Origin of the sequence: Vreelandella hamiltonii (assembly GCF_014651775.1) — a bacterium.
GTDB classification, from domain to species: Bacteria; Pseudomonadota; Gammaproteobacteria; order Pseudomonadales; family Halomonadaceae; genus Vreelandella; species Vreelandella hamiltonii.
In genome coordinates, this window is record NZ_BMXN01000007.1 from 139,203 (window position 1) to 164,796 (window position 25,594).

Below are 25,594 nucleotides of genomic sequence, written 5' to 3' on the forward strand. Positions count from 1 at the left end.
GTGACTCGTGAGTGTTAGGCTTCGGCCCCCGTAGCGCGGCGTAACGCCTGAGCGAGAGCAACGAGCGAAGAAGGCACCCGCGAAGGCGGCGACCAGCCGCCCCGACCCTGCCACATCCCCCAAAGCGCCACCAACCCCGTAGCGCGGCGTAACGCCCGAGCGAGAGTAACGAGCGAGGAAGGCACCCGCGAAGGCGGCGCCAGCCGCCCCGACCCCGCCACATCCCCACACTCACACTCCCCAAACCACCCCATCCCTTGACCCAGCGCAATTTTTCCAAAAATCTGCGTGACCAAAGCCAAATTTATCAATAGAGTATGATTAAATCGTAAAAAGCGGCGGTCACGCTAATTTTGGTTATGCTGCCATGCGCCAGACATGGTCTATTAGAAACAGTGGTTTATGATTGTTTGAGTGGCTATATAACATCAATAATCATGCTGGCGCGTTCAAAAGTGTTATGTGGAAGAGCGTATAATCACACTGTTATGTGTAATCCCAATGCCGCCATGGCAGTAGTACATAAGGAATCGTCGAATGTTTAAGACTGGTGTGAAGAAAGAGGCATTGAAGTCGCTTGAAAAAGTGCAAGCTGATTACGCTGATCTGTGCGAACGAGCGCAGGTCAAAGCAGAGGAGCTTTTCAAACTGAGGCAGTCTACAAGCTTGGAGCTGATTCCCGAGGTGGAGGCGTACATCAACAGTCTCGCTAATAGCCCTAAGGATTTCGACAAGAGCTTTGTCGAGTACAAAGCCGAGTTCACAGTTTTCAATAGTATCCTGCATGAGCTAGAGCTTGCTGCTAAAGAGGCTCAGGTCAAGGCAGGTGGCGGCGCTGCAGTTGGCGTAGCAGCAGGAGTTGGTACCGCAGCTTTTGCACCTACTGCCGCTATGGCAGTGGCTACCACATTTGGTACCGCATCAACTGGAACTGCAATTTCTACTCTGTCTGGTGCTGCAGCCTCTAAAGCAGCCTTAGCGTGGCTGGGTGGTGGAGCCTTGGCCAAAGGTGGTGCGGGTATGGCCGGCGGTAAGGCCCTGTTAGCGCTAGCCGGCCCAGTAGGCTGGGCAGTTGGCGGTACTGCTGTTGTTGGTGCAGGTCTGTTTGCCCGAAGCAAGAACGGAAAAATCGCAGATCAAGCCAATGCTGCCCGTAAAGAGCTGGAAGTTCATACGCGTACAACCCGATCAGCCATCCTGGAAATCGGACGAATGCTGGAGCAGACTGATAATCATACCAAGGGTATGCGTGAGATGCTGACCAAGCTGAAGCAGGAGGCACCGCTAGACTATGATCAGTTTGATCTGGAAATGCGCCAAAGCATCGCAGCACTGATTAACCATGTTCACTCACTCTCCGAGCTGCTGAACAAAAAGGTGGATGTGAGCTGATATGGGCTCTAAGAGCAGTGTCGTTCGTGACCAGATTGTCGGGGTGGCTGTGCAGCACCTCAATGAGGTGCGCGAGGCCTCAAAAGAAGCTGCACTAAATGCTCAAGAAGCTTTGCTAGAAAAGGCATTTGAGCAAGTTGATGGTGCTCGGGCGTGGCTCGTAGATCCTTCAAAACTCCTCGGATCTGAGGGGGCGAAGCATGGTGAATTTGCTGAAATAGTGGAGGTTCAGATTCGCAATGCTTATTCCATCGTTGATGGAAACGATCCTGTTGCTACATTTGAGGGAACTACGCGTACTGGTGCTGCAGACTTCTTTGTTGATGGTCAGGCATTTCAGTCGAAATTCTACGGCAACATATCGCAAGGGTTGCGCGCATTTGTCGAGCACCTAGAGAAGTATCCTGACATGGCCCAGGATGGCGGCCTGATGTTTCCGTCTGACAAGTACGAAACTGTCATGCGGGTGCTTAATGGGGAAGAAACTGAGCTTGCTGATAAAAGTCAAAGAGCGATCAGGGAGTGGGCAGGCAAGATCGAGGAGCTAACTGGGAAAAAATTTGAAGAGGCAGTTACCCCCAGTGTATCTACCTACTCAGATGTCCAGTTGGGAGTAGCGCATGACACACTTGACAGCCATGAAGCCGAACTTGAGGAGATAAATTCTGATCGCCAAGAGCAGATCAGGTTAGATCACGGCCCATCTTGGGCTGGGGCTGCCCAAGCCGCCGCAGTGGCCGGTGCTGTCAGCGGTGTAATCACTACCGGGATGGCGCTATATACTAAGGCCCGAGAAGGTAAGAACGTTTTCCGGGGTGAGTTCACAACTGACGACTGGAAGGATGTGGGCTTTGCGGGAGCCAAAGGCTTTGGTACTGGTGCCGTCACCGGTGGTGCAATCTATGGCCTGACCAACTATGCCGGCATGGCTGCACCTTTCGCGGCAGCTGTGGTTAGCGCCGGCAAAGGCCTGGCTACGCTGAGCAATGAATACATGGCAGGGGAAATCAGTTCCGAGGAGTATTTTGATTTAGGCATGTGTCTGTGTGCCGAATCAGCCATCGTTGGCTTGGCGACAGCAGCTGGACAGACCATTATCCCGATACCAGTGCTTGGCGGCATCATCGGATCAATCTCAGGGAAAATGATGTTACAACTGGCGCAGGGTCTTGATGCCAAGCATACGGAATCCTTGAAGGCGGAAATGGATAGCTTCCTGGCTTCTCTGGACAAGACTTATCAGCGTGTTGTCGATGAGATTAATGCCGAGTTCGATAAGTTGGGCAAGCTTACTGATGCAGCCTTTGACTTCGACCTGAACTACCAGCTTGCCCTATCGGCCAGCGTTGATCTTGCCATTGCTTACGGTGTTCCCGAAGAGAAAATCTTGCGCAGCGTAAGCGATGTAGATGATTTCATGCTTGGATGAGTTAGTTGCAGCTAACTGAGCGTAAAAAGAACGCGATACTTTGAAAGGCTGGCGCTACTTTATTTGCATGAATATCTTGCCTCGTGGAGTAGGCGCACATAACAAGTAGCTGCACGAGGAAAAATTACTCGCTACGCTCACAATTTTCCGGTGAGCAAGGCGTTCTGTCGACGTTTTATACTCCAAGGTGTTCCATGAAAGCTAAAGAGTCGGATCGCATAGGCCGGCGTGGGGTTGCCCTTGTAATGGCAGCGTTCGAATCCTTGGGGTTTGCGTTCCGGGAGCAGGCTGAAAGCGATTATGGGATAGACGCTCACGCGGAACTAATTAATCACGAGGAACCCACTGGTCAATTGCTTGCCATCCAGATCAAAGCAGGGGAAAGCTACCTAGAGGAACGTAATGGTAATGGGATTGTGTTTCGCACGGATACCAACCATACCGACTACTGGCTCAACCATGCATTGCCGGTAATCGTCTGCATCTGCGATGTTGACAATGATGTGGCATATTGGCAATCCGTGACAATGGAAACGGTATCGTCCACCGGGAAGGGCTGGAAGGTTGTCCTCCCAGAATCCCAGATATTGAATGCGGCGTCGCTCCCTAAACTTCGTGACCTACTTACGCCAATAGTTGCGAAAAACCGTTACACGATCGCCAGTACAGCGGATGTGAGTCACGGGCTGGCGAAACGGTACTCAATTAAGGTTCTGATAAATGGAACCGCCTCCAAGGACGAAATCGCTGCGATCATCCGGCAGGTTACTTCGGAGGGTGCGAAACGTCGCTATCATCGTAACCATCTGCTCAAGGGAGCATGGGGCGACGCCGACGCGCACGTGGTGTGGACATTTGTATATCCGAGCGCAGAAGATGAAGCAAATTCCAATCATATCTGTCGCTCGATCTGGATTCACGAGTCTTTGCCGGAAGCGGCTCGCCCGATGGGATTCAATGGGGAAAACATCGGTGACGGAATCATTGCAGACTGGAACGAAATGTACTCGGCAATCGGGGAACTGACCGCGACCCGCTCTCAGACTAAAGAGGACTACTTGGGATTCGTGGAACCTCGTATTGAGGAAATGAAGCGTCTGCGCATCTCCATGACGGACTTACTCCAAGCAAGGTTGGCTGGTGACATCAATGAACATGAATTCATGTCCAAGTCAAAGGAATACCGAAGTCGCATTGAGACTCTCCAGGACGAGATGGCTGGGCTTGATTTTCCTCCATTTGAATGTCACGAGGTAGACGGCCCTCTCCAGTCCCTGTTCGCTTGCATGGGAAACGTAGCCCTGCATTATTCGGAAAGGGGTATGGAAATGTGGGATGAACGAACGCGACACTTCCTTGCTGGGAAACAGCTTGAGAACGCGAAAGGCTACGAGGCTGATTTTGGCTACGAATTGAAGAAGGTGAAATAGCATTTGTCGACAGAACAAGTCGTTCCACCTGACCGCTCGGCTTCGCCTCACGGCGGGTGAACTCTGCCGTTAAAGATGCTGCTCCACATCCATACTGTTGTGGAGAATTCGGATGACAACGATCCTGGATTCCGTACCGGCTCTGTAAAAGATAACATGACTGCCCTGACTGAACTTTTTGTACCCTGGTTTTATGTCACCCGCATCGCGGCCAATATCAGGTTGGCGAGCGAGCAGCTTGAAAGCATCGTCAAGCTGCCTGAGGTACGTATCGCGTTGGCGCTTTCCCCACTTTTCGGTGGTGAAGCGGCCTATCTCGACAACGTCTTTTCGGGCAGAGGCAGTGAGCAGGTATGGACGCATCAGTGAGCTTCGTTGTCCAGTTCTGTAATAACGCTTTCAAGGGAATACTCTGCGATTCCACTCTGCTCGCCTTCATCCAGGAGGCGTTGGAGCCGTTCAAGCTTACTTTCCGTTTCTTCAAGCAGACGCAGTCCGGCACGTACCACCTCGCTCACCGAGCCATAGCGGCCCTTTTCAACCTGAGTGGCTATAAACTCGTCAAAGTGGGGGCCGAGTGTAATGCTGGTATTTCTAGCCATGGGGAAACTCCTGTACCAAATATTGGTATATCATGGCAAAGCACCCATAACAAGGCAAGGCAGGCCGACGCGATAAAGTCGCGCCGCTGCGAAGCTGGCCTACCGCGGCCTCAAACCAAAAGCGCAGGGACGGCTAGCGCTGGTAGCGGAAGACCCATACCGCAAGCCGCCCCCGTTTGAGAAGCTCGTGGGTGATCTTGCAGGGGCCTATTCACGCCGCATCAATATTCAGCATCGCCTGGTATCAAGTGCTCGATGACGAGCGAGTGGTGAAAGTTCTCAGGCCTGGAGCCACTACGAATAATGCATCACCGACGGCTGTTGCGGATGTATTAGCCTTTATTCACGGCCCGACGTCGCCGAGATAGAGCGCACGATTCGTGCGACGACCTGAAATACGCCAGCACTGGTGACGGCGATGGCATGCCAACGGGTGCAAGAGGGAACGGTGGCGCTTTTGGAACAGCGCATCAGTGTCTACCGCTGCTCCCTTTTCAACGGCAGCCCAGGTGCCCCATGCCATCCGACTTGCGCTAGCATCGGTAGATATTAAGCAGCTCGAAAGGGCACTGTGTGCCGTCAGAGAGGTCGTTGAATACCATGCCTACGTTTAACATCCGCCGTCGAGTCACCACGAACACGGCCAACCACGAACCCTCACTTTGACAAGACGGCTCCAACCATGACCCGCAAAACCCTAAGCCTCAAAACGAAACGGCCCCCAGAGGCCAAGCCCGCCGACACAGTGGCCGATTCCTCACCCGAAGAGCAATCACACACCGACCCCGAAAAGCGCTTTCTCAACGGCACCGCCATTCATCCTTCCCCGCGCCTTTATCTGGCCAATGGCGTTCATGAGCACAGCGTGCGGGCGATGGATTTGATCACGCCCATTGGCATGGGGCAGCGCGGGCTGATCGTGGCGCCGCCGGGGGCGGGGAAAACCACGCTGTTGAAGCATATCTGCCAGGCCGTGGCGGCGGCGTATCCCGAGATCAAGCTGTATGCCCTGTTGATCGATGAGCGCCCGGAGGAAGTGACCGATTTCAAGCGCAGCGTGACCGCCGAGGTGCACGCTTCGTCGTCTGACGAAAGCTACGCCCACCATGTGCGCGTGGCCGATAACCTGCTGCAAACGGCGCGCAGGCAAGCCGGGGAAGGGCACGATGTGATGATCGTGATCGACTCATTGACGCGGCTTTCCCGGGTGCACAACGCGGGGCAGCGGGGCAGTGGCCGTACCATGTCGGGCGGGTTGGATACCCGGGCGCTGGAAATCCCCCGCAAACTGTTCGGGGCGGCACGGAACATCGAAAACGGCGGCTCGCTGACCATTCTGGCCACCGTGCTGGTGGAGACGGGAAGCCGCATGGATCAGGTGATCTTCGAGGAGTTCAAGGGCACCGGCAACATGGAGCTGGTGCTGTCGCGGGAGGTGGCCAGCCAGCGCATCTTCCCGGCGCTCGATATTGCCAAAAGCAGTACCCGCCGAGAAGAGCTATTGATCGAGGCCCACGAGATCGAGAAGGTACGCAGCCTGCGTAGAGCCTTGACGCCGCTCAAGCCAACCGACGGCGCGCAGAAGCTGCTGGCGCTGATGGAGAAGTACCCCACCAACGCCGAGCTGCTGGCGGCGTTTTCACCCGCTCAGGGGTAAGGCCTGCGCCTGCCTGCGGGCCATCGCTCGCCGATGTTGCGTACAACTTCTAGCGGCTGCCTTTCTTGGCATGTTTCAAATTGGAGGCCGGGACGGCCTTCTTGACCGGGAATTCCGCCACTTCCCGGCGCTCGATGAGCTGGTTCATGCGCCGTTCGATGGCACACAGGTTCTTGAAGTCGCTGATATCCACCAGCGAGATTGCTTCCCCGGAGGCCCCGGCGCGGCCGGTGCGGCCAATGCGGTGGATGTACTCTTCCGGCTGGAAGGGTAGGTCGTAGTTCACCACTCGGCTCAGTTCGCCGATATCCAGCCCCCGCGCGGCGACGCCGGTGGCCACCAGGTACTTGAGCTCACCGGTTTTGAACTGGGCCAGAATCTTTTCGCGCATGGCCTGGCTTCTGCCGCCATGGATGGAGTCCGCGACGATGCCGCGTTTCTCCAGCTGGGCCACCAGCTTGGCCGCGCTGTGCTTCTTCTCGACGAAGATCAGCGCCTGGTCCCAGGCCTGTTCGTTGATCAGGTGGCTGAGCAGGGCGGATTTGGTGTCCTTGTCGACCGTGATCAGCCACTGTTCGATGGTGTCGGCGGCGCGAACGTTGGGGGTGATCGCGATGTTGGCGGCCAGGTCGGTCATCTTGCTGTCTGAAAAACTGCGGGCGAGGGCGCGAACGTCCTGGGTCATGGTGGCCGTGAACAGCAGGTTCTGGCGCTGTTCCGGCAGGCGCACGATGATCTTGTGAATATCATCCACAAAGCCCATGTCGACCATTCTGTCCGCTTCGTCCAGCACCATGACCTGAAGCTCGTCGAAGTGCAGGGCGCGCTGATGGGCCAGGTCCAGCAGCCTGCCCGGTGTGGCCACCAGAATGTCCACGCCTTCGATCAAACGCTCCTTTTGGGGCGCGGTATCCACACCGCCATACGCGGCCATCGAGGTGAGCTGGGTATGCTTGGCGTATTGCGCCACGCTGGCGTTGACCTGTACCGCCAGCTCGCGAGTGGGCACCAGAATCAGCGCGCGGATGCGCTTGGCCCGCAGTGCTTCTGCCTTGCTGAAGCGCTCCAGCAGTGGCAGCACGAAGGCGGCGGTTTTGCCGGTGCCGGTTTGGGCGGTGGCGACGAGGTCCTTGCCCGAGAGAATGGCGGGAATGGCCTGTTTCTGGATGGGCGTGGGCGTCTGGTAACCGAGTTCGGTAATCGCCTGAACGAGGGGAGTGGATAAACCGAGTGTAGAAAAAGGCATAAGGGGCCCTGACAGCGAGTCGTAGGTGGGTCGAACGTAAAAAGTGGTGCAGCATAGCGTAAAATCGGCCCGCCGTTGCTCGAATATTGCCCACCGCGTCACCGTACCTCGCCTCACACAAGGTATAATGCCCCCCTTCCCGGCGAAGCCTGTGTGCTTTAGCCTGCTGTTTTACGTCGATAAGGTCGTGGTTTGATGATCAACACCAAAATTTACAAGGCGGTGTACGAGCTGGCCGAAAAGCTGATGAAGGCCGCGTCCAAGGATGACCGCGCCACCTTTGAAGCGCTTTACGCCGAGCTGCAGGCGATCTGCACCGAGCATGAGAACACCGAGAAAGACCACCCCGAGCAGTGGGAAACCCTGGCCGACTTCACCGAAGAGCTGGAAGACGCGCTGCCGATCTACCAAAAGGCGCTGGACAAGGCAGTGGCCAAGCAGTCGAACGACCATCTGGCCTCGATTGGCTTTTCCATGGCCACCCTGCAGGTGGAGCTGGGCGAGCCCCAGGCCGCCATCGAAAGCTTGCAGCGCGCCCAGGCCAGCGCCCAAACGATTGAAGACAACGAGCTGAAAGCAGAGATCGACGAGCTGCTGGCCACGCTCACCAACGGTTAGGAGTCCCCTTGACCAATAACGATATTTTTCGCCGTATTCGCTATGCCTTCGATTTGAAGGAAGCCACCATCGTCAATATCTTCGCCCTGGCAGAGGTGGACGTGACGCCTGCCCAGGTAACGGCCTGGCTGAAGAAGGATGAGGACGAAGCGCTGGTACCCATGAAGAACCGTGAGCTGGCGGCGTTTTTGAATGGCTTCATCAGCTTCAAGCGAGGCAAGCGCGAAGGCCCGGTGCCTGCGCCGGAAACCCAGCTGAACAACAACATGGTGTTCCAGAAGCTGCGTATTGCGCTGAACATGAAGGCCGAAGACGTGCTGGCGGTGTTCGAACAGGTGGGGCTACCGCTCAGCCCCCACGAGCTGAGCGCGTTCTTCCGCAAGCCAAGCCACAAGAATTACCGCGAGTGCAAGGACCAGATGTTGCGCAACTTCCTGATGGGCGTGCAGCAACAGCAGCGCCCCAGCCAGGAGAGCTGACGCCTGAGGTAAATACCTTAGCCGTCGCGCTTCACGCACACGAAGATGGCATTGCCAGACGCGTTGTCCCACGGGGTGATGGTCTGGTAGTCGTGTTCGAACACGTGCACCTCGAAGTAGGGCGTCAGCAGGGCGATGAGTTCGCCAAAGCTGACCGCCACCATGGGGTGCTCGTCATTCCATACCTGGGTGACCGCAGGCGTGCTCTTTTCGATACTGAGCCGCAGCGTTTGCCGTTCCCCTTGCCCCGCATAGTGCCAACCCGAACGAAACGTGAAGCGATCCTCGCCCTGCTGGGCGGTGTGCTTGACGAACAGCGCGTTGTCGATGCGCTCTTTGTCCACGCTGTTGAAGCACAGTACGCCGCCGGTGCGCAGGGCGCGGTGGGCGCTGGCGATGCAGGCGCTCAGCTTTTCCAGGTTGGCGTTGTAGTGGATGGAGTATAAAAAGCAGGTGATCAAATCCACCGGCTCATCCACCTGGAATTGGCCCATGTCTTGCAGCGAAAAGTGAGCTTCCGGGCAGCGGGTGGCTGCCAGGTCCAGCATCGGCTGGTGAATGTCCAGCCCGCTGCTGGTGTAACCCACATCCAGAAAATGGCGCACGTGGGGGCCGGTGCCGCAGGCCAGGTCCAGGTGCTGGCTGCCCGCGTTGCCAAACAGCTGATGCAGGCGATGAATGGCGTTACTTTGCGCGCGGTAGTCGATGTCGACGCACATCAGATCGTAATAGCCGGAAAGGTCGGTGTAGAGCGCGTTGACGGACATGGTGGCCTAACGGTGAACGCTAAAGGAAAGAGGTGGCGCATGGTATACGAGCGCTTCGTATTTGAGAAGCCGGGTTTGGCTAGCCAACGGAGAGGGCGATGATACATATCGGAATTGAAACGCTGGAAGCGCAGGATGTGGTGGCGCTATTGGAAGAGCACCTGGCTGACATGCACGCCACCTCGCCGCCAGAAAGCGTGCATGCGCTGGATGTGACCGCGCTTAAGGCAGCCAACATCACCTTTTACAGCGCCCGCCAGAACGGCCAGCTGTTGGGCTGCGCGGCAATCAAGGCGCTGGGGGAGGGCCAGGCGGAGCTGAAGTCCATGCGTACCACGCCCGCTGCCCGCCAGCAGGGCGTGGGCGCTCGGCTGTTGACGCACGTGCTGGAAGAGACCCTATCACACCGTCTATCTGGAGACGGGCTCGATGGCCTTCTTCGAGCCCGCTCGCCGTCTATATGCCCGGTTCGGGTTCGAGTATTGCGGGCCGTTCGGCAGCTACCGGCTTGATCCCAATAGTTGTTTCATGCGGCTATGCCTGACGGAGGGCTAAAGAATCCTGGCGATTTTCCGATAATAGAAAGGTACGTCTTTTCTTAGCCACTAACGAGTCTGCCATGCCCAAATTACGTGCTCTGTTGTTGTCCGCTGCCCTGTTGATGCTTACCGCAACGGCTCAGGCATCTGTGCAGGCGGCAGAGGAGGCGGCGCTGGCGTGGTTGGCGAAGATCGATAACAGCGAGTATGAACAGGCATGGGAAGCCGCTTCGCCACTGCTGAGCACACCGCTTTCTGCCACTATGCTTGAACGCACCGTTGCGCTGTCGCGCAAGGACTTTGGCTCGGTGCAATCGCGCCGCCGAGTGCGCGTTTCGCAGTACACCTCCATGCCCGGCGCTGAACGGGGCGACTTCAAGGTCGTTACCTTCCAGACCCAGTTTGCCAACCGCCCCCGAGTGGTCGAGGTAGTAACCCCACATCTGGAAAACGGCACCTGGCGGGTCAGTGGTTACTATATCGAGTGAGGGCTGGGCCAATCAGCCGCTAGCCCATCACACGATCATTCCCGCCAATGCCTGCATGACCAACACGATGACCAGCACCGCGCTGCCCAGTGCGAGGCTGGTCATCAGCGCATGACGCTTCCACAGAGTTTCAACCCGTTTGCCATAGCGTTTCACCAGCCAGGCCAGCCCGTAGTAGCGCAGCCCGCGTGAGAGCAGCGCCGCCAGCACGAATAGCAGGATGGGGTAACCGGAGAGCCCGGCGGTAATCATGGCCACCTGGAAGGGGATGGGAAGAATGCCGATGGCTAGAATCGCGGCAAACCCGTAGCGGTTGAAGAAGCCCTGGAACGCCTGATAGCTCTCCTCCATGCCCATGAACTCGATAAACCAGGTTCCCACCGATTGGTAGAGCACCATGCCCACGCTATAGCCCACCAACGACGCCACCAGGCAGCCCAGCGTGGTGGCCGTGGCAATCGCCCAGATCCGCTGTTTGTTCACCGCCATCAACGGGATCAGTACCAGCTCGATGGGCACGGGCAGTATGATGGTTTCCAGAAACGAGAGGGTGGCGATCAGCCAGAGCATGTGTTTGGAGCCGTTCAAACGCTCCAGCCAGTGCTGGGTACGGGTAGAGATCAGCGCCATCGTGTCCTCCTGACGTAAATGGCATGGCCGACTGGCGGCGGCGCACATGATGAATGTGCGGGGTTGTCGTGTAGAGTAGACTGTTGCGTATTCATTGACCGACGCACTTGGACCGACTCACACGGAGTGACTCACATGAGTGATCATCATATCGTCATCATTCCGGCAGAGCCTCACTATCTGCCCTCTGCGCAGCAGGTAGCCCAGGCCAAGGCTGCGTTGTGGCAGTGGATGCCCGAGGCAGAGAGTATAGACGAGCAGGTATCAGAGCATGTGATGTTTCATGACTGTGGCAGCAACTTCGAGTACGTACGCTGTCATCTGTGCGCGCAAGAGCTGACCCTTCCTGATTGGCATCTCCTGATGGATCAGGATTACGACGCGCAGCGTGGCTTTGCGCTCCTTCCCCAGACGCTACCGTGCTGCGGCAGCGTTGCCAGCGTGCACCAGCTCGACTACTCCTTCCCCCAAGGGTTCGCTCGGTTTTCGCTCACGGCCATCAACCCCAGAACAGGGGCCATGAGCCCCCAACAGACCGAGTCGCTGCAACGCCACCTGGGGCAACCCTTGCGGGTGATTTACCGGCATTTGTAGTGCGCAAGATTCGGGTAGGTGTCGGGCCTTTCACTGGGTAAGCTTTAGTGAGCATCAGCCTCTTTTTGCCCCTTTGCCCGTGAGATGGACGCGATGAACGACTACGCCCGTATCGAAAAAGCCATGGCCTTCATGGTGGCCCACGCCGCCCAGCAGCCGAGCCTGGAGGCGGTGGCCGAGCAGGTACACTTGAGTGCGTTCCATTTTCAGCGGCTGTTCAGCCGCTATGTAGGGGTGAGTCCGAAGCGCTTTTTACAAGCGTTGACGCTGGCGCGGGGCAAGCAGTTGATTGCTTCTTCCCAGAGCCTTGCCGACACCGCCGAGGCGCTGGGGCTGAGCGGTGGTTCGCGGCTTTACGATCATTTCGTGACGCTGGAAGCGGTCACGCCGGGGGAGTTCAAGCGCCAGGGGGAGGGCGTGGAAATTGCTTATGGGGTTCACCCCACGCCGTTTGGCCAGGTGCTGGTCGCTACCACCCCGAGAGGCATTTGCCGCATGGGCTTTCTGGCAGCGACACCCGAAGCGGAGATTCTGGCGCAGCTGGCCGCCGAGTGGCCGCGCTGTACCTTGCGCCACCAGCCGGACGCCACGCGTTACGCCGTCGAGGCGCTGTTCGAACCGCCGCGCCGCGCAGCGCCTGGGGCACTTTCGCTGCATGTGCGGGGCACCAACTTTCAGCTCAACGTATGGCGGGCGCTGCTGATGATTCCGGATGGGCAGCTTGCCAGCTACTCCCACATCGCCCAGTGGCTGGGGGCGCCGAAATCGTCTCGGGCGGTGGGTAACGCGGTGGGTGCCAACCCCGTGGCGCTATGGATTCCCTGCCACCGGGTGATTCAGCAAAGCGGCGCCCTGGGTGGCTACCGCTGGGGGCTGGAGGTGAAACGCCAGGTGCAGGCCTGGGAAGCGGCCCAGCATCTGGAATCCTCGGAAAGCGCTTGAAGCGAGTGACCGGCTAGAGCCCAGCTAGCGCAAGCTAATGTCCAAATATGGACCAGCCCGTGCGCTGCACGAACATCTCCAGGGCGCGCACTCCCAGAAGGCTGTTGCCGTAGCTATCCAGCCCCGGCGACCAGACGGCCAGCGAGCCGCGCCCCGGCGCAATGGCCAGAATGCCGCCGCCCACGCCGCTCTTGCCCGGCAAGCCCACGCGGAAAGCAAACTCCCCCGAGGCATCGTAGTGGCCACACATCATCATCAATGAGTTGATTCGGCGTGCCCGCTGGGGCGACACCACCCGCAGGTTGCTGGGGCGGTTGACGCCGTCGGAAGCCAGAAACAGCCCGGCGTGGGCCAGTTGCTCGCAGCTCATGGCGATGGCGCACTGGTGAAAGTAGGTGCCAAGCACTTTGTCCACGTCGTGGCGCAGCCGCCCAAAGGCTTTCATGAAGTGCGCCAGCGAGGCGTTGCGGTCCTTGTGCTGCATTTCCGAGGCGGCGACCTGATGGTCGAAGCAGATGCTGTTGTCGTCGGCGATATAGCGCACGAAGCTCAATATTTCGGCCAGGGTTTCCTTGGGGGCATGGCCCATCATGATGGCGTCTACCACCGCAATGGCCCCGGCATTGATGAACGGGTTGCGCGGTTTACCGCTCTCGTGTTCCAGCTGCACGATGGAGTTGAAGGGGTCGCCGGAGGGTTCGCGGCCGACGTTGGACCACAGCGCATCGCCGAGCTTGCCCAGGGCAATGGTCAGGGTGAAGACCTTGGAAATACTCTGAATCGAGAACGGCGTGGTGGCGCAGCCCGCCGAGAAGCGCTCGCCCTCGACGGTGGCCAGGCTGATGGCAAACTGGTTGGGATCGACCTGGGCCAGCTGGGGAATGTAGTCGGCCACCTTGCCGCGCTCGGTGGCGTGGGATAGCTCGTCGGCAATCTCGTTCAGTAGCGTTTGCATCTCGGGGTCATCGCTCGTTTCAAGAGCCGCTACCCTAGCGGAAAACGAGCAGTCTGTCTGCCCGTTATCCGGCCCTTCCACGCCGCACCTTGTGCAGCCTGAGGACGCGCGATTTAATGGACGGATATTCAGCAACTGCGTAGGCCGAGAAGACGCCATGACCACACTGATGATTCAAGGCACCACCTCGGATGCAGGCAAAAGTACCGTGGTGGCGGGGCTATGCCGTGTTTTGCAGCGCCGGGGGTTCTCGGTGGCTCCGTTCAAGCCCCAGAACATGGCGCTCAACAGCGCCGTGACCATCGATGGCGGAGAGATTGGCCGCTCCACTGCGCTTCAGGCCCAGGCGGCGGGGGTGATGCCGCACAGCGACATGAACCCGGTACTGCTCAAGCCGGAAACGGACCGGGGTGCCCAGGTGATCCTGCGGGGCAAGGTACATGGCCATATGGATGCGCTGGATTATCACGCCTTCAAACGTACCGCCCAGGCGAGTGTGATGGCCGCCTGGCAGGCGTTGTCCCAGCGCCATGAGGTGATCATTGCCGAAGGGGCGGGGAGCCCGGCAGAAATCAACCTGCGCAAGGGGGATATCGCCAACATGGGCTTTGCCGAAGCCGTGGATTGCCCGGTACTGCTGGTGGGCGATATCGACCGTGGCGGGGTGTTTGCCCAGCTGGTGGGTACCCTGGCGCTGCTGAGCGACAGCGAGCAGGCGCGGACCAGGGGTTTCATCATCAACCGTTTTCGGGGCGATATCGGGCTACTGGAGCCGGGGCTCGAGTGGCTGACGGCGCGCACCCGCAAACCGGTACTGGGTACGTTGCCCTATCTGCCCGGGCTGCTGTTGGATGCCGAAGACAGCATTGGCACGGTGCAGGCAGAAAAACAGCGCGACACCCTGAGCGTCATCGTGCCTGCCTTGCCACGCATCAGTAACCACACCGACTTCGACGCCTTGCGCCTGCACCCGCAGGTATCGTTGAGCTTTATCGGGCCGGACCAGCCGATACCGGCAGCTGATGTGATCATCCTGCCGGGCAGTAAAAGCACCGCCAGCGACCTGGCCTGGCTGAAGCGCCAAGGGTGGGAGGCTGCCATTGCCAGGCACTTGCGTTACGGGGGCAAGGTGCTGGGCATTTGCGGCGGTTTTCAGATGCTGGGGGAGTGGGTGGACGACCCCGAAGGGCTGGAGGGAACCGCCGGGCGGGTGGCGGGCCTGGGCTGGCTGGCGCTTTCGACGCGCATGGCCCCGGCCAAGCAACTGCGCAACGTGCACGGAGTGCTGGCCGGTAGCCAGGTGGCGGTGAGCGGCTACGAAATCCATCACGGCGTGAGTGAGGGCAAGGCGCTGGAGCGCCCGCTCTTCGACCTGGGCGGCCATTTTGATGGGGCCATCAGCGAGGATGGGCAAGTGTTGGGCACCTACCTGCACGGGTTGTTCGACCACCCCGAGGCCTGTCAGGCCTTGCTGGAACGGTTGGGGCTGGCCAGCGCCAGTCGTATCGATTACACCGCCCACCGTGAACAGGCGCTGGACCGCCTGGCCGATACGCTGGAGGCGCACCTGGATATCGAAGCAATACTGGCCTTGCTGAGGTGAAGGCAAACATTTACTTGTCAGGGCTTGCTTTGCGTGCCCGCTTGGCCATCAGGGTAATTTCTACCTGGCTGCCACCGCAGATATGCGGGGATTCGGTGCAAGTTCGTGCGGGGTAGCGTCCTGGTTCAAAGAAGTCAGCATAGACGCTGTCCAAAGCGCTAATCTGTTTCAGATCCGCCAAGTGAACATCTACCCTCACGACATCCGCGAGGCTACCGCCTTCCTGCACCAGCATGCGTTCCAGCTCACGCATCACCAAACGGGTCTCTTCTTTCACATCACCACGGGCTACGTCGCCATTGGAGAGATCGGCCACGGTAAGGCCAGAGATAAACGCGTAGTGGTCGTCGATTACCATGTGGCTGCCCGGAAAGTCGGGTTTAGGCAGAGTAGGATCGTTGATGAACTGTGTCATGTGTTCTCCTTGGCAATACAAACATGCCTTGCCCATAGTGCGACTGTGCCATAACCACTGGGTTCCATCGAAACAGGCTGGTGTCTCCCCGCGCTTTGCTCTACGCTGGCGGGCTTTTATAGCCCGCCAGCGCTTATTGAAGGGCGGGGTAGATGAACGCAACGAGAGGGCGTCATGAAGGTAGTCCATGTAAGTGAACGTGCCCAGCGGGATGCGTGTTTGGCCAAATTGTGTGCTGAAGTCTATGGCCAGGCGGCAGGGTTGACGCCGCTGGTGGTCTTCACCGGTACTCGGAACGTGCTGTTTGCCCAGGAAGGCGCGCGCTTGCTGGCGGGGGTGGATGGCAACGGCAAGCCGCTGGCCCTGGCGCTGCTGGTGCTGGACGAGAAAGGCCAGGGCATGACCGTCACCCATGCCTGCGAGCTGGTGGAAGGGGCCAAGGCCCGCCTGCTGAGCGAACTGAGCCTGAAGGCGCCGCTACGTGTCGAGGTGAGCAGTGAGCAGGAAGAGGCGTTCTACCAGCAGTGCGGGTTCAAGCGCTGGTGGACCACGGCGCAGGGCCAGCGCGTTGGGCTCGTGGCGCGCCATCCTGCCAGCCATGTGGATGAGCTGGCGCCCACCCTGGAGCTGGACGAGGCGTTGATTCTGCGTCGTTTCAAGCACGACGCGGCCGCTTTCGGCCAGGCCAAGGAAGCCTTCCTGGCGGGCTTGAATCAGTTCCCGACGTCTTTGTAGCCTTCAGGTGGAGCGGCGTGTTCCATGTTTGAGAACCTGTTTGCACGTTGTTGTCACGAAGCGTCGTCAAGTTCAGGGTAAAATGGCTTCCTCAATAGTGATAGTTATGAGGAATTTGCATCATGGCGCTTGCGATCATGGATTCGACGTCTCGTTACGGCCTGGTGAGTCGGGCGTTGCACTGGGGCATGGCCCTGCTGTTCGTTTGGCAATTCAGTGGCGCTGGGGCACGGGTGCTACTGGAAGATACGGCCATTGAAAGCTTCTTGTGGGGCACTCATCGAAACGTTGGCGTGCTGCTGATGACGCTGGTGGTACTGCGGGCGCTCTGGGCGTTGGCCAATGCCTCGCGCCGCCCGCCTGCCGTGAGCGTCATGGCCAAGCTGGGCCATCTGGCACTCTATGGCCTGATGATCGCGGTACCCACCATTGCGCTGATTCGTCAGTACGGCTCGGGGCGGCCGCTGGAGGTATTCGGCGTACCGCTGATGTCGGGAGGCGGTGAGCGCGTGGAGTGGATGATCAACCTGGGGGGCTTGCTGCACGGTGAGCTTGGCTGGGCACTGCTGGTACTGGTGCTGGGCCATATCGGCATGGCGGTGTTGCACCGCCGTTTGACAGGCCACAGCCTGATGACCCGCATGGCATAGCCTGCGCGCCCGTTCGACATGGCGTCCATAAAAACGGCGTGCCTCCTGGGCACGCCGTTTTTTGTGCGCTGCAGTTTTGGTGAATAGTTGAGGCGGATAGTCGTGGTGAATAGACGTCCGCTACTTGGCCAGGTCACGCATGGCGTTTTCCAGCCCCTCCAGGGTCATGGGGTACATGCGGTCGTCGATCAGCTCGCGGATCAGGGTGGTCGAGTAGGTGTACTCCCAGGCGCGGGGTGGCATGGGGTTCAGCCACGCCAACCGGGGGAATTTATCGGCCAGCCGTTTGAGCCACACTCCGCCCGCTTCGTCGTTGAAGTGCTCCACGCTACCGCCACGGTGGGTGACCTCGTAAGGCGACATGGCGGCGTCGCCGACGATGACCACCTGGTAGTCCGCGCCGTAGGTGTGCAGTACGTCCATGGTAGGGATACGCTCGTTGCCACGGCGCAGGTTGTTTTTCCAGACGCCTTCGTAGAGGCAGTTATGGAAGTAGTAGTGCTCCAGGTGCTTGAACTCGGAGCGTGCCGCAGAAAAGAGCTCTTCGCATACCCGGATGTGGTCGTCCATGGAGCCGCCCACGTCCAGAAACAGCAGCACTTTGACCGCATTGTGGCGCTCCGGGCGCATCTGGATATTGAGCAGCCCGGCATCGCGGGCGGTTTCGCGAATGGTGCCGTCCACATCGAACTCGTCCCTGGCGCCCTGGCGGGCGAACTTGCGCAGCCGTCGCAGGGCCATTTTGATGTTGCGGGTGCCCAGCTCCAGAGAGTCGTCGTAATCGCGAAAGCGTCGCTCGTCCCACACTTTGGTGGCGCGGCGGTGGCGGGAGCCGTCTTGCCCAATTCGAATGCCTTCCGGGTTGTAGCCGTAGGCCCCAAAGGGGCTGGTGCCGCCGGTGCCAATCCACTTGTTGCCCCCCGCGTGGCGCTCTTTCTGCTCTTCCAGGCGCTTCTTGAAGGTCTCGATGAGCTCTTCCAACCCGCCCAGCGACTCGATCCTGGCTTTCTCTTCATCGGTGAGCTGTTTCTCGAATTCGCGGCGCAGCCACTCGTCGGGAATCAGCGCTTCGATGGCGGCGTCCATGTCCTCGATGCCCTTGAACCAGGCGGCAAAAGCCCGATCGAAGCGGTCGAAGTGGCGCTCATCCTTCACCATGACCGTGCGCGCGACCTGATAGAACGCCTCCATATCGGCAAACACCACGCCGCGCTCCACCACCGCGTGAAGGTCCAAAAGCTCCCGCAGTGAAACGGGTACGCCTGCGCGTTTGAGGGTCTCGAACAAGCCGATGAACATGGCTTAGCGCCCGCTGTTCTTCTGGCGGCGCATCATGAACGCCAGGCGTTCCAGCAGGTGGGTATCCTGCTCGTTCTTGACCAGCGCGCCGGCCATGGGCGGTAGCGCCTTGGCGGGGTCGCGATGATACAGCGCTTCCTGAGCCAGCTCGTCGGCCATCAACAGCTTGAGCCAATCGACCAGCTCGGAAGTGGAAGGCTTCTTTTTCAGCCCTGGAGCACTGCGCAGGTCGAAAAAGACCTCCAGCGCCTCGCTGGCGAGCCTGGGAGCAATGTCGGGAAAGTGAACGTCGACGATGGCCTGCATGGTCTCGCGGTCGGGGAACTCGATGTAGTGGAAGAAGCAGCGGCGCAGGAAGGCGTCCGGCAGCTCTTTTTCATTATTGGAGGTGATGACGATGATCGGACGCTGCTCGGCACGGATGGTCTCGCCGGTTTCATAAACGTGAAACTCCATGCGATCCAGCTCCTGGAGCAGGTCATTGGGGAATTCGATGTCTGCCTTGTCGATTTCGTCGATCAACAGCACGACACGCTCACCGGCGGTGAAGGCTTCCCAGAGCTTGCCGGGCTTGATGTAGTTGCCGACGTTCTCGACGCCTTCCACGCCCAGCTGCGAGTCGCGCAGGCGGCTCACCGCATCGTATTCGTAGAGCCCCTGGGCTGCCTTGGTGCTGGACTTGATATGCCAGGTGATCAGCCGAGTGCCCAGCGAAGCCGCCAGCTCTTCGGCCAGCAGCGTCTTGCCGGTGCCCGGCTCGCCCTTGATGAGCAGCGGGCGCTGGAGTACCACGGCGGCATTCACCGCCTGCTTGAGTGCATCGGTTGCGATATACGAAGAGGTAGAGTCAAACGCCATGCTGGGCCTCGGCTTGTCGAAAGCGTGATCAGATTCAAACAAGTGTACGTGAGGCTGGCCCTCCCGGCCAAGCGCCCACGGTTCAGGCCTTGTTGGGCGGTACCAGCCCAAGACGATGCATCTGGCGGTACACGGTAGGGCGTGACACGTCCAGATGGCGAGCCACGGCACTGACATTCCACTGGTGCTGGTGGAGCAGTTCGGCCAGCGGGTGGTGCTGTGGGCTGGCCTGCTGGGTCTGGTCGAGACGACGGCGGGTGATGCGTGCGCCCAGGCACTGCTCCGGCAGGTCATGCACGGTAATCTCGTCGCTTTCGGCAGTGGCCAGTGCAAACGCCAGGGCATTCTTGAGCTGACGTATGTTGCCAGGCCAGGTGTAGGCCAGCAGAGCGCTGATGGCATCGGCTCTCAGGCGGGGCGTGTGTGCGCCTTGGCGCTCGTTGACGACCTCATCGAACACCTGACGAATCACGAAGAGCCGGTCGGCTCGCTCACGCAGCGCGGGCAGGCTGAGCTGGGCGCCGTTCAGGCGGTAATAAAGGTCTTCGCGGAACTCGCCCTGGGCAATCATGGCGTCGATATGGCGGTGGGTGGCGGAAATGACCCGAATATCGACTTTTTCGGGTTTGTTCGCCCCCAGCGGCATCACTTCGCGCTCGGCCAGTACGCGCAGCAGGCGGGTTTGCAGCGCCAGCGGCATGTCGCCGATCTCATCCAGAAACAGAGTGCCGCCATGGGCCTGGGGGATCAGCCCGCGCATGCCTTTGGCCCGGCCACCGGTAAAGGCGCCGGGTTCGTAGCCAAACAGCTCGCTTTCGATCAGAGCTTCGGGAATGGCCGCACAGTTCACCGCCACGAAGGGGCCGTTGGCCCGGTGGCCGCTGTCGTGCAGGGCTCTCGCCACGACTTCCTTGCCGGTGCCTGTTTCGCCGGTGATCAACACGTTGACGCTGACCTCATTGCGCAACCTATCGGCGAGCTTCTGGACTTTGCGCATGGCGGGGTCGTCGCCACCCAGCCGTGCCAACGGCGCGGCCAAGGGAGTCTGGGAACGCTCTGCTGCCTCTCGGCGGGGCCGTTTTGGCTCCAGCAGGCTGAGAAAATAGATGGTATTGCTGGCACGGGCACGAAACGCTCGCAGTTGGTCGTCGCTGGCGCCATTGATGCTCAGTACGTCGGCCATGTCGCACTCGAACAGTTCACCCAGCATGGGGGCGTGATGGCTTGACCAGGGCGGCCAGCGGCGCTGGTGCGCACTGATCAGCTCGCGGCCCACGGCGTTGGCGGCAATCACTTGGCCGTTCTCTTCCATGGCGATGAGACCGCGCCCGTTGACATGCACGAATTCCCGCGAGGTATCCAGGCGCACCATCAGACAGTCGCGGTAGCGCTGCAAGAAGTAGGCATCTTCGATCATGCGGGCGTAAAGGGTGACCAGCGAGAGGCTGAAGTTCTGGCTTTCGTGCTGGGCCGGGGAGTGGAGCGCTGAAATGTCCAGCACGGCCATGACGTTGCCCTGCGGGTCGGCGATGGGGGCAGCGGTGCAGGTGAGTGAAATATGCGTGGCGTCGAAGTGCTCCTGGCGGTGGCAAATGATCGCCTGGCGGTCGTGCAGGCAGGTGCCCACCGCACAGGTGCCCGCGAAGCGCTCGTCCCAGTCGGCACCCAAATAGAGGCCCGCCTTGCGTAGCTGCTGGTCCTGGCTGGGGTTGCCGCGAAACTCGACGGTAATGCCCCGGTGGTCGGTGAGCAACAGCACGTAGCCGAGCTGGGCGATTTGCCCGTAGAGCTGGTCGACCCCGGCTCGGGCAACGTGCAGCAGTTCATCGACGGATTCGCGATGCTCGAGCAGTGTTTGCTGGGGCACTACTCGGGCAGGGCGGGGCTGCGTGGGGTCGAGCCGATACTCGTTCAAGCAGCGCAGCCAGGAGCGGCGGATAGTGGCCTGCGCCGGTAGCTGGGGCACATCCAGCCCTTCGCCGAGCTGAAAGATGTGTTCGATGTGCTGGCGCTGCATCGGGGCCAGGCGGGTCGGTGGCAGTGATGGCGTTGGCATGGCGTATCCACACAAAATTCTTGTTGTGTCTCCAGCCTATGCGCTTTGTGGTGGGTGTCAACGAGGGCGTATTACGCCGTTGGTCGCGCGTTACACCTGTAACGTGGCGCGTACACAAGGCGTGACAGCTGTACGCGGTTGGCGCGGTTTTATAGCGCTTCGAAGATGCTTGATTGATGATGTTTTTCAGTCATTTATGACCGGTTTTGAGCGTTTGGCACGGCGGGTGCTTAGGGGTGGGTGTCTTATCGACAGCTCAACAATAACAACGACCCTGGAGTACCCACGATGACTCACACCGAGGCAAGTACACCCTCTAACGCCACCACCTCCGTTCAGGCATGGCTGCAGGCCCTGGATGACGCGCTGCAGGCGCAGGATATTCAGCGCGTATTAGCGCTGTTCAACGACGAGTGCTATTGGCGCGACTTTTTATCCTTTACCTGGAATCTCAAAACCTGCGAAGGCAAACAGGAGATTCAGGCGATGCTGGAGGCCACCCTGGCGAATACCCGGCCTGGCCAGTGGCAGATAGACGGCGACGCCAGCGAGAACGGCGATACCGTGGAGGCGTGGTTCACGTTTAAAACGGCCATTGCCAGCGGCAAAGGCTACCTGCGGTTGAAGAACGGCAAGTGTTGGACGCTGCTCACCACCCTGCAGGCGCTGGATGATTTTCCCGAACCGCGTAACCACCACCGCCCCAAAGGTGCCGAGCATGGCGCCAATAAACAGCGCGAAACCTGGCTGGAAGCCCGCGAGCGTGAAGAGGCTGAGCTGGGTTACACGCGCCAGCCCTACTGCGTGATCATCGGAGGAGGACAAGGCGGCATTGGCCTGGGGGCGCGGCTAAAGCAGATGGGCGTGCCTACCCTCATCATCGAGCGTAACGAACGCGCGGGGGACTCCTGGCGCAAGCGCTATAAATCCCTCTGCCTGCATGACCCGGTGTGGTACGACCACCTGCCCTATATTCCGTTTCCCGACAACTGGCCGGTGTTTGCCCCGAAAGACAAAGTGGGCGACTGGCTGGAAATGTACACAAAAGTGATGGAGCTCAACTATTGGAGTTCCACCACCTGCGACAATGCACGCTTCGATGAAGCCGCAGGCGAGTGGGTGGTGAACGTCAAGCGCAACGGTGAGCAGATCACGCTACGTCCGAAACAGCTGGTGATGGCCACCGGCATGTCGGGCATGCCCAACATCCCCAAATTTCCGGGCGCGGAGTGTTTCGAAGGCGAGCAACAGCACTCCAGCCAGCATCCGGGGCCAGACGCCTACGCCGGTAAAAAGTGCGTGATCGTGGGGTCGAACAACTCGGCCCACGACATTGCGGCGGCTCTCTGGGAGCACGATGCCGATGTCACCATGCTTCAGCGCTCTTCGACGCATATCGTCAAGTCGGACTCGTTGATGGAAGAGGTGCTGGGGCCGCTCTATTCGGAAAACGCGGTGGCGGGTGGCCTGACCCATGACAAGGCCGACCTGCTGTTTGCATCGATTCCCTACAAGGTGCTGCCCGATTTCCAGCGGCCCGCCTTTGCCGCCATCAAGCAGCGTGATGCGGCGTTTTATCAGAAGCTGGAAGACGCAGGCTTTCTGCTCGATTTTGGTGACGACGACTCAGGCCTGTTCCTGAAGTACCTGCGTCGTGGCTCGGGCTACTACATCGATGTGGGGGCCTGTGACCTGGTTGCCAACGGCGATATCAAACTACGCAGCGGCGTCGGCATCGAGCGCATCAATCCTCACTCCATTACCTTGACCGATGGCAGCGAACTGCCGGCGGACCTCATCGTATACGCCACGGGCTATGGTTCGATGAATGGCTGGGCGGCACGGCTCATCTCTCAGGAGGTGGCAGACAAGGTGGGCAAGTGCTGGGGGCTGGGCTCCGACACCACCAAGGACCCCGGCCCCTGGGAAGGCGAGCTGCGCAACATGTGGAAGCCCACTCAGCAAGAGGCGTTGTGGTTCCACGGTGGCAACCTGCATCAGTCCCGGCACTACTCGCACTACCTGGCGCTGCAGTTGAAAGCGCGTATGGAAGGCCTGGAAACCCCCGTGTACGGGCTTCAGCCGGTACATCATGTGTCTTGATAGGAAGGGCTAGTCATGAGTCAAACCAATATGCAAGCAGCGGTATGGTATGCGGCCAAGGATCTTCGCGTGGAGCAGGTGCCTGTGCCAGCCATTAACGACCCTCACTCGGTGAAGGTGAAAGTGGCCGCCTGTGGGATTTGCGGCAGCGATTTGCATGAATACGCCGCCGGGCCGATTTTCATCCCGGTGGGCAAGCCGCACCCCATCAGCGGCGAACAGGCGCCGATCATCATGGGCCATGAGTTTGCGGGGGAAGTGGTGGAGGTCGGTGAAAAAGTCACCCGCGTGAAAGTGGGGGATCGCGTCGCCATCGAGCCTATTCTTTCGCCCAACAAGGATGGCGCTTACCAGATGGAGCGCTACAACCTGACGCCGCTGCTCGGCTTCCACGGCCTTTCCGGTGGCGGCGGTGGCTTTTCCGAGTTCACCGTCATGGGCGAGCACATGGTACACAAACTGCCGGATGACCTGAGCTTCGAGCAGGGGGCCCTGGTAGAACCCGCCGCCGTGGCGCTGCATGCGGTGCGCCAGAGCTGCCTGAAGGCTGGGGATAGTGCTGCGGTGTTCGGCGCCGGGCCGATTGGCCTGATGACCATCGAGGCCCTCAAGGCCGCTGGGGCTGCGCAGATCTACGCGATAGAAGTCGCGCCATCCCGCAAAGCCAAAGCCGAAACGTTGGGAGCCATCGTGGTCGACCCACAGCAAGAAGACGCCGTGGAGAAGCTGCACGCATTGAGTAAGGGTGGGGTCGATGTGACGTTCGAAGTCACCGGCATTCCCGCCGTGCTCAACCAGGCGCTGCACAGTACCCACGAAGGCGGCGAAGTGGTGGTGGTGAGCATTTGGGAGGGGGACGCCAGCTTCCAGCCCAATGACCTGGTCATCAAGGAGCGCACCATGAAAGGCATCATTGCCTATCGGCATGTCTATCCGGCGGTGATGGCGTTGATGCAGCGAGGCTACTTCCGGGCCGAAGACATGGTCACCCAGCGTATTCCTCTGGCCAACATCGTCGAAGAGGGCTTCGAGGCGCTGTTGAGCGACAAGGCGCAGGTGAAAATCATCGTCACGCCCTAGGGCCGCCTTTCGTCACCCGCAAAGGCCATCTTCGGATGGCCTTTTTTGGTATGAGGGTTTGACTACTCGGCGTAGATCATTTTGCGGGTCATGCCGCCGTCGGCCACGATGTTCTGACCGGTGATGAACCCGGCCTCGTCGGATAGCAGAAAGCGCGTCAGGGCAGCGATGTCTTTGGGCGTGCCCACGCGCCCAGCCGGGTGCTGGTCACGATCGATGGCGCGGTGCTCCACCGGCTGCTGGCGGCTGGGCTTTTGCCAGTCGCCCACTTCGATCCAGCCTGGGCTGATAGCGTTGACGCGAATGTTCGGGCCAAGGCTCACGGCAAGCGCATGGGTGAGGGCCACGATGCCACCTTTGCTGGCCGCATACGCTTCGGTGTCGGGTTCGGATTGCAGGGCTCGGGACGAGGCCATCAGCACGATACTGCCACCATGAGGCCGCAAATACGCCACTCCATGCTTGGCGCACAGGAATGCGCCGGTGAGGTTGGTATTCAAGTAGGCTTGCCAGGTTTCCAGTGGCAGCTGTTCGATCGTGCCATGAAACGGGTCGGCGATGCCCGCGTTATGGACGATACCATCCAGCCTGCCAAAGTGTTCCACGGTGCGTTCAAGCGTGCGGGCAATGTGTTCCTCTTGGCTGACGTCAGCTTCCAGAGCCAGTAGCTGGTCGTACTGTTTCAACCGCTGCGTCGCAGCGCGCAGCGCTTCTGCATCGATATCGACGATGGCCACCTGGTGGCCGTGGGAGAGTAGCTCGTCCGCGATGCCCAAACCAATCCCCTGGGCACCGCCGGTCACATACACTGTTTTACGCTGCATCATGATGATTTTACTGCCTGAAGGCCTAGTGAGTGGGGGAAACGTGCGTGCGCGGAGCCAAATGTAAAATATCTACACAGCTAAAGACAGCACCTACTTTAAGGAACCGCTGATCAATTCGTCTCTGAGCGGCTAAAGCACTCTGGGCGGCATATTCACCGCGTCAACGGTCACTTTCTGGCCACGGAAGGTGGCCTTTTTAC

26 protein-coding genes and 1 pseudogene are annotated in these 25,594 nt (G+C 59.4%); 16 read left to right on the forward strand and 11 right to left on the reverse strand.

From position 1 onward, the window contains the following. Positions 1 to 537 precede the first annotated feature (537 nt). The 3 genes from IE091_RS08690 (at position 538) to IE091_RS08700 (ending at position 4,251) form a co-directional block, all read left to right on the forward strand. Positions 538 to 1,392: a hypothetical protein gene (locus tag IE091_RS08690; protein ID WP_189463432.1), complete on the forward strand. Its 855-nt coding sequence runs from the start codon at positions 538 to 540 to the stop codon at positions 1,390 to 1,392. Position 1,393: 1 nt separating this feature from the next. Then, positions 1,394 to 2,821 (forward strand): hypothetical protein, encoded by a 1,428-nt coding sequence (locus IE091_RS08695; protein ID WP_189463433.1) that lies wholly within the window; start codon positions 1,394 to 1,396, stop codon positions 2,819 to 2,821. 194 nt (positions 2,822 to 3,015) lie between these two features. Continuing rightward, complete coding sequence (locus IE091_RS08700; protein ID WP_189463434.1) at positions 3,016 to 4,251, forward strand: DUF4365 domain-containing protein; 1,236 nt, start codon at positions 3,016 to 3,018, stop codon at positions 4,249 to 4,251. Between the two features lie 69 nt (positions 4,252 to 4,320). Here the strand turns inward: IE091_RS08700 and IE091_RS08705 are convergent, their stop codons facing one another. Beyond that, entirely contained in the window at positions 4,321 to 4,614 is a 294-nt protein-coding gene (locus tag IE091_RS08705; RefSeq protein WP_189463435.1) for a type II toxin-antitoxin system RelE/ParE family toxin, read from the reverse strand. Then, on the reverse strand, positions 4,614 to 4,853 hold the full coding sequence (locus IE091_RS08710) for a type II toxin-antitoxin system ParD family antitoxin (protein WP_016914150.1): 240 nt from the start codon (positions 4,851 to 4,853) through the stop codon (positions 4,614 to 4,616). The genes IE091_RS08705 and IE091_RS08710 overlap by 1 nt, the downstream gene beginning before the upstream one ends. Positions 4,854 to 4,947: 94 nt before the next feature. Here IE091_RS08710 and IE091_RS08715 point away from each other — a divergent pair. After that, positions 4,948 to 5,157, forward strand: a pseudogene (locus IE091_RS08715) (Txe/YoeB family addiction module toxin). A gap of 378 nt (positions 5,158 to 5,535) precedes the next feature. Next, positions 5,536 to 6,510: a transcription termination factor Rho gene (rho, locus tag IE091_RS08720; RefSeq protein ID WP_189463436.1), complete on the forward strand. Its 975-nt coding sequence runs from the start codon at positions 5,536 to 5,538 to the stop codon at positions 6,508 to 6,510. 49 nt (positions 6,511 to 6,559) lie between these two features. On the opposite strand, the gene IE091_RS08725 is transcribed toward rho, so the two are convergent. Next, entirely contained in the window at positions 6,560 to 7,756 is a 1,197-nt protein-coding gene (locus tag IE091_RS08725) for a DEAD/DEAH box helicase (protein ID WP_189463437.1), read from the reverse strand. A gap of 195 nt (positions 7,757 to 7,951) precedes the next feature. Here IE091_RS08725 and IE091_RS08730 point away from each other — a divergent pair, with 195 nt between their 5' ends. Then, positions 7,952 to 8,374, forward strand: a complete 423-nt coding sequence (locus IE091_RS08730) for a Replicative DNA helicase (RefSeq protein ID WP_081138882.1) — start codon at positions 7,952 to 7,954, stop codon at positions 8,372 to 8,374. Positions 8,375 to 8,382: 8 nt separating this feature from the next. Continuing rightward, on the forward strand, positions 8,383 to 8,853 hold the full coding sequence (locus IE091_RS08735; RefSeq protein ID WP_016914145.1) for a YehS family protein: 471 nt from the start codon (positions 8,383 to 8,385) through the stop codon (positions 8,851 to 8,853). Between the two features lie 17 nt (positions 8,854 to 8,870). On the opposite strand, the gene IE091_RS08740 is transcribed toward IE091_RS08735, so the two are convergent. Then, positions 8,871 to 9,620: a class I SAM-dependent DNA methyltransferase gene (locus IE091_RS08740; RefSeq protein ID WP_016914144.1), complete on the reverse strand. Its 750-nt coding sequence runs from the start codon at positions 9,618 to 9,620 to the stop codon at positions 8,871 to 8,873. A gap of 98 nt (positions 9,621 to 9,718) precedes the next feature. Here IE091_RS08740 and IE091_RS08745 point away from each other — a divergent pair, with 98 nt between their 5' ends. Together IE091_RS08745 and IE091_RS08750 are read left to right on the forward strand one after the other, a co-directional pair. Continuing rightward, positions 9,719 to 10,132 carry a GNAT family N-acetyltransferase gene (locus tag IE091_RS08745; RefSeq protein WP_229800790.1) on the forward strand — a complete coding sequence of 138 codons (414 nt, stop codon included), beginning with the start codon at positions 9,719 to 9,721 and terminating at the stop codon, positions 10,130 to 10,132. Between the two features lie 107 nt (positions 10,133 to 10,239). After that, on the forward strand, positions 10,240 to 10,647 hold the full coding sequence (locus IE091_RS08750; protein WP_039179653.1) for a DUF4019 domain-containing protein: 408 nt from the start codon (positions 10,240 to 10,242) through the stop codon (positions 10,645 to 10,647). A gap of 27 nt (positions 10,648 to 10,674) precedes the next feature. Here IE091_RS08750 and IE091_RS08755 read toward each other — a convergent pair whose 3' ends face one another. Continuing rightward, entirely contained in the window at positions 10,675 to 11,277 is a 603-nt protein-coding gene (locus IE091_RS08755) for a YqaA family protein (RefSeq protein WP_096922798.1), read from the reverse strand. Between the two features lie 135 nt (positions 11,278 to 11,412). Here IE091_RS08755 and IE091_RS08760 point away from each other — a divergent pair, with 135 nt between their 5' ends. Together IE091_RS08760 and IE091_RS08765 are read left to right on the forward strand one after the other, a co-directional pair. Then, a complete protein-coding gene (locus IE091_RS08760; protein ID WP_189463438.1) occupies positions 11,413 to 11,871 on the forward strand; it encodes a hypothetical protein in 459 nt (152 codons plus the stop codon). 93 nt (positions 11,872 to 11,964) lie between these two features. Then, entirely contained in the window at positions 11,965 to 12,813 is an 849-nt protein-coding gene (locus IE091_RS08765) for a bifunctional transcriptional activator/DNA repair enzyme AdaA (protein ID WP_100731384.1), read from the forward strand. Between the two features lie 34 nt (positions 12,814 to 12,847). On the opposite strand, the gene IE091_RS08770 is transcribed toward IE091_RS08765, so the two are convergent. Then, entirely contained in the window at positions 12,848 to 13,768 is a 921-nt protein-coding gene (locus tag IE091_RS08770) for a glutaminase (RefSeq protein WP_016914137.1), read from the reverse strand. A gap of 157 nt (positions 13,769 to 13,925) precedes the next feature. Here IE091_RS08770 and IE091_RS08775 point away from each other — a divergent pair, with 157 nt between their 5' ends. Continuing rightward, entirely contained in the window at positions 13,926 to 15,371 is a 1,446-nt protein-coding gene (locus IE091_RS08775) for a cobyric acid synthase (protein WP_189463439.1), read from the forward strand. A gap of 10 nt (positions 15,372 to 15,381) precedes the next feature. Here IE091_RS08775 and IE091_RS08780 read toward each other — a convergent pair whose 3' ends face one another. After that, a complete protein-coding gene (locus IE091_RS08780; RefSeq protein ID WP_189463440.1) occupies positions 15,382 to 15,786 on the reverse strand; it encodes a RidA family protein in 405 nt (134 codons plus the stop codon). A gap of 174 nt (positions 15,787 to 15,960) precedes the next feature. Between IE091_RS08780 and IE091_RS08785 the strand changes: the two genes are divergently transcribed. After that, entirely contained in the window at positions 15,961 to 16,521 is a 561-nt protein-coding gene (locus IE091_RS08785) for a hypothetical protein (RefSeq protein ID WP_189463441.1), read from the forward strand. 122 nt (positions 16,522 to 16,643) lie between these two features. Continuing rightward, positions 16,644 to 17,171 carry a cytochrome b gene (locus tag IE091_RS08790; RefSeq protein ID WP_081138894.1) on the forward strand — a complete coding sequence of 176 codons (528 nt, stop codon included), beginning with the start codon at positions 16,644 to 16,646 and terminating at the stop codon, positions 17,169 to 17,171. A 120-nt stretch (positions 17,172 to 17,291) separates the two neighbouring features. Here the strand turns inward: IE091_RS08790 and IE091_RS08795 are convergent, their stop codons facing one another. The 3 genes from IE091_RS08795 to IE091_RS08805 form a co-directional block, all read right to left on the reverse strand. Beyond that, positions 17,292 to 18,470 carry a vWA domain-containing protein gene (locus IE091_RS08795; RefSeq protein WP_081138895.1) on the reverse strand — a complete coding sequence of 393 codons (1,179 nt, stop codon included), beginning with the start codon at positions 18,468 to 18,470 and terminating at the stop codon, positions 17,292 to 17,294. Between the two features lie 3 nt (positions 18,471 to 18,473). Beyond that, positions 18,474 to 19,328: an AAA family ATPase gene (locus tag IE091_RS08800; protein WP_039179688.1), complete on the reverse strand. Its 855-nt coding sequence runs from the start codon at positions 19,326 to 19,328 to the stop codon at positions 18,474 to 18,476. An 82-nt stretch (positions 19,329 to 19,410) separates the two neighbouring features. Then, the gene (locus IE091_RS08805; RefSeq protein WP_189463442.1) at positions 19,411 to 21,384 is read right to left on the reverse strand and encodes a sigma-54-dependent Fis family transcriptional regulator; all 1,974 of its coding nucleotides are present in this window, start codon (positions 21,382 to 21,384) and stop codon (positions 19,411 to 19,413) included. 288 nt (positions 21,385 to 21,672) lie between these two features. Here IE091_RS08805 and IE091_RS08810 point away from each other — a divergent pair, with 288 nt between their 5' ends. Both IE091_RS08810 and IE091_RS08815 read left to right on the forward strand, forming a co-directional pair. After that, the gene (locus tag IE091_RS08810; RefSeq protein WP_189463443.1) at positions 21,673 to 23,487 is read left to right on the forward strand and encodes an NAD(P)/FAD-dependent oxidoreductase; all 1,815 of its coding nucleotides are present in this window, start codon (positions 21,673 to 21,675) and stop codon (positions 23,485 to 23,487) included. A 15-nt stretch (positions 23,488 to 23,502) separates the two neighbouring features. Continuing rightward, entirely contained in the window at positions 23,503 to 24,567 is a 1,065-nt protein-coding gene (locus IE091_RS08815) for a 2,3-butanediol dehydrogenase (RefSeq protein ID WP_308428123.1), read from the forward strand. Between the two features lie 62 nt (positions 24,568 to 24,629). Here the strand turns inward: IE091_RS08815 and IE091_RS08820 are convergent, their stop codons facing one another. Then, entirely contained in the window at positions 24,630 to 25,394 is a 765-nt protein-coding gene (locus IE091_RS08820; RefSeq protein ID WP_189463444.1) for an SDR family oxidoreductase, read from the reverse strand. Between the last annotated feature and the right edge of the window lie 200 nt (positions 25,395 to 25,594).

Bases quoted from the DNA above. Each gene is read 5' to 3' on its own strand.
- IE091_RS08795 (WP_081138895.1), bottom strand. From the start codon at position 18,470: ATGTTCATCGGCTTGTTCGAGACCCTCAAACGCGCAGGCGTACCCGTT.
- IE091_RS08745 (WP_229800790.1), top strand. From the start codon at position 9,719: ATGATACATATCGGAATTGAAACGCTGGAAGCGCAGGATGTGGTGGCG.
- IE091_RS08780 (WP_189463440.1), bottom strand. From the start codon at position 15,786: ATGACACAGTTCATCAACGATCCTACTCTGCCTAAACCCGACTTTCCG.
- IE091_RS08785 (WP_189463441.1), top strand. From the start codon at position 15,961: ATGAAGGTAGTCCATGTAAGTGAACGTGCCCAGCGGGATGCGTGTTTG.
- IE091_RS08755 (WP_096922798.1), bottom strand. From the start codon at position 11,277: ATGGCGCTGATCTCTACCCGTACCCAGCACTGGCTGGAGCGTTTGAAC.
- IE091_RS08750 (WP_039179653.1), top strand. From the start codon at position 10,240: ATGCCCAAATTACGTGCTCTGTTGTTGTCCGCTGCCCTGTTGATGCTT.
- IE091_RS08710 (WP_016914150.1), bottom strand. From the start codon at position 4,853: ATGGCTAGAAATACCAGCATTACACTCGGCCCCCACTTTGACGAGTTT.
- IE091_RS08800 (WP_039179688.1), bottom strand. From the start codon at position 19,328: ATGGCGTTTGACTCTACCTCTTCGTATATCGCAACCGATGCACTCAAG.
- IE091_RS08820 (WP_189463444.1), bottom strand. From the start codon at position 25,394: ATGATGCAGCGTAAAACAGTGTATGTGACCGGCGGTGCCCAGGGGATT.
- IE091_RS08760 (WP_189463438.1), top strand. From the start codon at position 11,413: ATGAGTGATCATCATATCGTCATCATTCCGGCAGAGCCTCACTATCTG.
- IE091_RS08765 (WP_100731384.1), top strand. From the start codon at position 11,965: ATGAACGACTACGCCCGTATCGAAAAAGCCATGGCCTTCATGGTGGCC.
- IE091_RS08705 (WP_189463435.1), bottom strand. From the start codon at position 4,614: ATGCGTCCATACCTGCTCACTGCCTCTGCCCGAAAAGACGTTGTCGAG.
- IE091_RS08690 (WP_189463432.1), top strand. From the start codon at position 538: ATGTTTAAGACTGGTGTGAAGAAAGAGGCATTGAAGTCGCTTGAAAAA.
- IE091_RS08770 (WP_016914137.1), bottom strand. From the start codon at position 13,768: ATGCAAACGCTACTGAACGAGATTGCCGACGAGCTATCCCACGCCACC.
- IE091_RS08815 (WP_308428123.1), top strand. From the start codon at position 23,503: ATGAGTCAAACCAATATGCAAGCAGCGGTATGGTATGCGGCCAAGGAT.
- IE091_RS08790 (WP_081138894.1), top strand. From the start codon at position 16,644: ATGGCGCTTGCGATCATGGATTCGACGTCTCGTTACGGCCTGGTGAGT.
- rho (WP_189463436.1), top strand. From the start codon at position 5,536: ATGACCCGCAAAACCCTAAGCCTCAAAACGAAACGGCCCCCAGAGGCC.
- IE091_RS08725 (WP_189463437.1), bottom strand. From the start codon at position 7,756: ATGCCTTTTTCTACACTCGGTTTATCCACTCCCCTCGTTCAGGCGATT.
- IE091_RS08695 (WP_189463433.1), top strand. From the start codon at position 1,394: ATGGGCTCTAAGAGCAGTGTCGTTCGTGACCAGATTGTCGGGGTGGCT.
- IE091_RS08730 (WP_081138882.1), top strand. From the start codon at position 7,952: ATGATCAACACCAAAATTTACAAGGCGGTGTACGAGCTGGCCGAAAAG.
- IE091_RS08740 (WP_016914144.1), bottom strand. From the start codon at position 9,620: ATGTCCGTCAACGCGCTCTACACCGACCTTTCCGGCTATTACGATCTG.
- IE091_RS08700 (WP_189463434.1), top strand. From the start codon at position 3,016: ATGAAAGCTAAAGAGTCGGATCGCATAGGCCGGCGTGGGGTTGCCCTT.
- IE091_RS08810 (WP_189463443.1), top strand. From the start codon at position 21,673: ATGACTCACACCGAGGCAAGTACACCCTCTAACGCCACCACCTCCGTT.
- IE091_RS08805 (WP_189463442.1), bottom strand. From the start codon at position 21,384: ATGCCAACGCCATCACTGCCACCGACCCGCCTGGCCCCGATGCAGCGC.
- IE091_RS08775 (WP_189463439.1), top strand. From the start codon at position 13,926: ATGACCACACTGATGATTCAAGGCACCACCTCGGATGCAGGCAAAAGT.